This window comes from Humibacter sp. (genome assembly GCF_051954055.1).
In the GTDB taxonomy this organism is placed as follows: domain Bacteria; phylum Actinomycetota; class Actinomycetes; order Actinomycetales; family Microbacteriaceae; genus Humibacter.
In genome coordinates this window covers 1-4,164 of sequence record NZ_JBQCIE010000125.1, presented here as the reverse complement: position 1 = coordinate 4,164, position 4,164 = coordinate 1, and the positions used below count along the sequence as shown (strand labels likewise).

Annotated in this window: 3 protein-coding genes and 1 pseudogene; 2 read left to right on the top strand and 2 right to left on the bottom strand. The window is 67.9% G+C overall.

Translation table 11 applies throughout. The features are described 5' to 3' along the window. Positions 1 to 151 precede the first annotated feature (151 nt). Complete coding sequence (locus ACTHNC_RS16595; protein ID WP_440295730.1) at positions 152 to 823, bottom strand: ABC transporter ATP-binding protein; 672 nt, start codon at positions 821 to 823, stop codon at positions 152 to 154. 27 nt (positions 824 to 850) lie between these two features. After that, on the bottom strand, positions 851 to 2,416 hold the full coding sequence (locus ACTHNC_RS16590) for an ABC transporter permease (RefSeq protein WP_440295729.1): 1,566 nt from the start codon (positions 2,414 to 2,416) through the stop codon (positions 851 to 853). Between the two features lie 219 nt (positions 2,417 to 2,635). Here ACTHNC_RS16590 and ACTHNC_RS16585 point away from each other — a divergent pair, with 219 nt between their 5' ends. Together ACTHNC_RS16585 and ACTHNC_RS16580 are read left to right on the top strand one after the other, a co-directional pair. Beyond that, a complete protein-coding gene (locus tag ACTHNC_RS16585) occupies positions 2,636 to 3,400 on the top strand; it encodes a response regulator transcription factor (protein ID WP_440295728.1) in 765 nt (254 codons plus the stop codon). Between the two features lie 37 nt (positions 3,401 to 3,437). Beyond that, positions 3,438 to 4,164, top strand: a pseudogene (locus tag ACTHNC_RS16580) (hypothetical protein); the annotation flags it as partial.

Here is a 4,164-nt window from a genome sequence, read left to right as displayed (position 1 = left end):
CGACCCGGTGACGCAGGTGTACGGGCAGTTGCTCGACATCCTCCGCGAACGCCGGCTACGCACGGTGACGCTGCGCGACGTCTTCGTGGCCTGACCCTCACGTGAACCGGACGTATGGTACGCCCGGCCACACCGGAAGGGCAGGGGCGCGCTATGCGACCTCCTTCACCTTGCCCTGCTTGATGTGCAAGCGGCGCTGTGCGCGACGTGCCACCGCGGAGTCGTGGGTGACGATCACGAGGGTGAGGCCGCGGTCACGCCAGAGGCCCTCGAGAAGGTCCATGATCTCGTCCCGCGTCTCTTCGTCGAGGTTGCCGGTCGGCTCGTCCGCCAGCAGCACGTCCGGCTCCTTCACGAGTGCCCGCGCGATCGCGACGCGCTGCTGCTGTCCGCCGGAGAGCTCGGTGGGCCGGTGGTCGCCGCGGTCGCCCAGCCCGACCGACTCCAGCGCCTTGGTCGCCCTGTCTCGCCGCTCCGCAGCGGGGACACCGAGCGGCACCAGCGCCGTCTCCACGTTCTCCAGTGCGGTCAGCGTCGGGATGAGATTGAAGCCCTGGAAGACGAAGCCGATCTCCTTGCCACGGATGCCGGTGAGCTTGTGGTCTCCCAGCTTGCCGAGGCTTGACTGGTCGAGCTCGACGGTTCCCGACGTCGGCCGGTCGAGCGCGCCGAGCATCTGGAGGAGGGTGGACTTTCCGCCGCCCGTCGGCCCCTGAACCGCAACGAGCTGGCCGTCGGGGATGTCGATCGTGACGTCGTTCAGCGCCGTCACCTTGCGCCCCTTTCCCGGGTACTCCTTGGTCACGTTCTTCAGCGTGTACATTTGCGTTCCTTCCTCGGGCACCGAGCCCTATTGCACCGAGCGCAGGGCCTCGGCCGGACGCAGCCGGGAGGCGCGCCATCCACCGATCGCACCGGCAAGCAGGCCCCCGAGGATCGCGAGGCCGACCGCGATCACGATGATCCAGACCGTGATGGGTGCGCTGAGGTCCACCTGCGTGGATGACGAGGATGCCGCGGCTCGGGCTGCTCCGCCGAAACCGCCACCGCCGCCGAAGCCGCCACCGCCGCCGAAACCACCGGTCGCTGTCCCCGTGGAACCGCTCCCCGTTCCGCCTCCGAAGGCGCGGCGTGCGCCGGCCGCGAGTGCTCCGCCGAACCCGCCGCGGGAGACACCGCCGGTGAGCGTCGGTGAGATCACATTGACGATGAGCACCCCGATCAGACCGATCGCGATGCCGGCGATCCCGCCGATAACCCCCTGCACCACGGACTCGCCCGCGACCTGTCCGACGATGCGGCGGTTCGACCATCCGATCGCCTTCAGCGTTCCGAACTCGCGAGTGCGCCGCGTGACGCCGGAGATCGTGAACAGGATCGCGATCAGGAACGCCGCAGCGAGCACGATGACCGACAGCCACGTCCCGAGGTTGGAGACGAGCTGGCTCGCGCTGCCGAGCGACCCGGAGACGGTGGAGGCGAGATCCGCCTGTGTCGAGACCGTTGTGCCGGGGAGCACTTTCTGAAGGGATGTCTTCAACGCGTCGACGTCGGCCGCGGACTGAGCGGTGACGTAGATGGTGGAGACGTTCCCGGTCTGGCTGGAGAGCGACTGTGCGACATCCAGCGGCACGTACACGTTCGATGCGGTCGCCGAGTCGGAACCGGTGGGCTTTACGGTGCCGACGATCTTGAAGTCCTTGCCACCGATGCTGATGCTGTCACCGACCGAGAGGCTCTTCGTCTTGGCGTAGCTCGCATCGAGCACCGCGACATCCTTGCCCTTGTCGGACGAGGCGAGCGTGCGGCCCTTGTCGAGCGCGGTCGAAGCGACCGGACCGACGGCCTTGCCACCCGGTGTGATGCCCATGACACTGAACGAGTTCACCTGGAACGAGCTGCCGCCCTTACCGTCTGCTCCACCCGTCGCTCCCGATCCGCCACTCGACCCGTTCTGGCGGCCCTGGCCGCGCTGGCTGAAGTCGGGGAGCGTGCCCTTGAAGCTCGTGTTCTGCAGCGAGAGCACGGCGGATGCGGCGGCGACGCCTGAGGTCTTCTGCACCTTCGCGAGCGCCGATGCGCTCATCGTGTTCGTGCCGAAGCCGACGCTCAGCCGGGAGGAGTCCACCGTGCGACTGCCATCGCTTCCCTGGGAACCGGAGTTCGCACCGAAGTCGAACCTCGGCCCCTGAACCTGGTCGGTGCCCGCCTTCGGCGCACTGACCGGCTTCGTGATCGTGACATCCGTGCCGACGCCGTAGACCGACTGCAGCACTTGCGCCTGCGCGTTCTTCACCCCGGCGGCCACCGAGTTCACGATGATGACGAGCGCGATCGCCAGCGCCATGCCGATGGCGATGATGATGGTCTGTCTGCGGCGCCCGAGCAGTTCCCGGCGCAGATAGGTTCCGAACATAGTGGTCCTCCGTGGGGTCTGGAGGAACCGTAGGCATCCGGTTTGTGGCGCCCCTATGCCGTACTTGTGCGTTGGCCCTGGGAGTGACGGCGACCCTGCGAAGCCGTACGCACTGCGATGCAGCGGGCTGAGCGATCCTTGAGAGCCGGATGGCTGACTCTCAGACTCCGCATAACTGCAGCACAGTCGTCTCGGACTGTGCTCTCGATAATGGGAAACATGTCCACCTCTCTCGCCAGCTCCGAGCGCGGCCAGCTCCGGTCCGCGCCCGCACCGTTGCACCACGCGGACGGCTCGCCCATCCGCATCCTCGTCGTCGACGACGAGCACACCCTCACCGATCTGCTGCAGATGGCCCTTCGCTACGAGGGCTGGGAGGTGAAGTCGGCCGCGAGCGGCCAGCAGGCGCTCACCGTGGCCCGCGAGTTCAACCCGGACGCGGTGGTGCTCGACATCATGCTCCCCGACATCGACGGCCTGCAGGTGATGGCGAGGATGCGCGAGGGCGGCGGAGAGACGCCGGTGCTGTTCCTGACGGCGAAGGACTCGCTCGACGACCGCATCGCGGGGCTCACGGCCGGCGGCGACGACTATGTGACCAAGCCGTTCAGCCTTGAGGAGCTCGTGGCCAGGCTGCGCTCGCTCCTGCGCCGGTCGCGCGCACTGATCGCGGACACGCAGGATCCGCGCATCGTCGTCGGAGACCTCGTGCTCGACGAGGACTCCTACGAGGTGACCAGGGCGGGCGAGGGCATCTCGCTCACCGCCACCGAGTTCGAGCTGCTGCGGTACCTCATGCGCAACCCGCGCCGCGTGCTCTCGAAGGCGCAGATCCTCGACCGGGTGTGGAGCTACGACTTCGGCGGCACCTCCAGCGTCGTCGAGCTGTACATCTCCTACCTGCGCAAGAAGATCGATGCGGGTCGGTCGCCGATGATCCACACCGTGCGCGGCGCCGGCTACATGATCAAGGCAGCGGAGTAGGTCGCGCGCCCACCCGTTCCCCGTCAGGAGTGAACCCATGAGTACGACGGCCTCACCGGGCACGCCGAACCCGCACGAGGGCGACGCTGCGGCGGGACCGAACCGGGGACCTCGGACCGGCGGATCGTGGTGGCGCAGGATGCTGCATCCGTTGCGTCGCATGACGCTGCGTACCAAGCTCGTGTTCTCCGTCGTCGCGCTCGTCGCCGTGCTGGGTGTGGTGGTCAGCCTGGTGAGCGCGCTGTTCCTGCGCACCTACCTGGTCGGGCAGCTCGACCACCAGGTGGAGTACGCCGCGAGTCGTGCCTTCTACGCGGCAATGGGAGCGGTCAACGAGCCCGGCGGAGTGACGGCGTCCGACCTGGTGACCAGAGTCTTGCGAACGCCAGGACTCAGCGCCGGAACCGTGGTCGCGGTGGTGAGCGACCAGGGCGACGTGAAGTACGGCTATCTCAGCCCGCGCGACCCGAGCGCATCCCAGCAGTCGGTCTCGGGCAACGCCAACGCGAACATCGCAGCCATCGCGCCAAGCAGTCGGCCCGTGGACGTCGACCTCGGCGGAACGCTCGGCCAGGTTCGCATGGAGGCGGTGCAGCTCCCTAGCGGAACCCTCGTCATCGGCTTGCCACTGGCCGACGTGAACGCGACGACGGCTCAACTGCTGACGATCTTCCTGCTCGTCACCGCCGTCGCCATCGCCGCGGCCGGGGGAGTCGGACTGCTCATCGTCGTGCTCGCGCTGCGTCCGCTCGATCGCGTGGCAG

Bases quoted from the DNA above. Each gene is read 5' to 3' on its own strand.
- ACTHNC_RS16595 (WP_440295730.1), bottom strand. From the start codon at position 823: ATGTACACGCTGAAGAACGTGACCAAGGAGTACCCGGGAAAGGGGCGC.
- ACTHNC_RS16590 (WP_440295729.1), bottom strand. From the start codon at position 2,416: ATGTTCGGAACCTATCTGCGCCGGGAACTGCTCGGGCGCCGCAGACAG.
- ACTHNC_RS16585 (WP_440295728.1), top strand. From the start codon at position 2,636: ATGTCCACCTCTCTCGCCAGCTCCGAGCGCGGCCAGCTCCGGTCCGCG.